Source organism: Mesorhizobium sp. M2E.F.Ca.ET.209.01.1.1 (assembly GCF_004010375.2).
Lineage (GTDB): Bacteria > Pseudomonadota > Alphaproteobacteria > Rhizobiales > Rhizobiaceae > Mesorhizobium.
Map to the genome: position 1 here is coordinate 1 of NZ_SADP02000144.1, position 494 is coordinate 494.

The 494-nt window shown below is 61.7% G+C and carries 1 protein-coding gene; it reads right to left on the reverse strand.

Going from position 1 to position 494, the window contains the following annotated elements; genetic code table 11:
• The coding region (locus EN852_RS42760) for a transposase family protein (protein ID WP_135879612.1) at positions 1-192 on the reverse strand (192 nt) is incomplete at its 3' end.
• Between the last annotated feature and the right edge of the window lie 302 nt (positions 193-494).

Below are 494 nucleotides of genomic sequence, written 5' to 3' on the forward strand. Positions count from 1 at the left end.
TGCCACCTCGTACTCGATCAAGCGCGACAGTGCCTGCCTGCGCTCCTGTGCAAACAGCGAGAACTCTGTTGCCTTGCTTGCCCCGCAAAGGCTTGCGGCGATCATCATCACGATCAGGTCGCCAAGCCGATGCGTGGCGTTGCCAGCGCGCGGATCGGGCAGCGCGCCGAAATAGCTCTCAAGGCTCGAAATGGCAGTCTCTCCTCAATTCGACTGCCTCTCAAGCCAACTTCAAGTCCCAAAAACCCATATGCGATTCCCCTGCACATAAGGGGGAGATGGTCGGCAGACCACGAGGTTCGCATCCAAGGATTGTCAGCGCCGCGTTCCGTCCCTCTGTCCTGCCGGACATCTCCCCCGCAAGGGGGGAGATTGGCAGCTCGCGCGCCGGCTCACACCCTAAAAAACACTCATCATCATCTTCGAAAGCCTCGCGCAGCGCCCCGGCCTCACGTCGCCCGGCTTCAGCGGCACGCCTTTGCCGGCAGCCACCG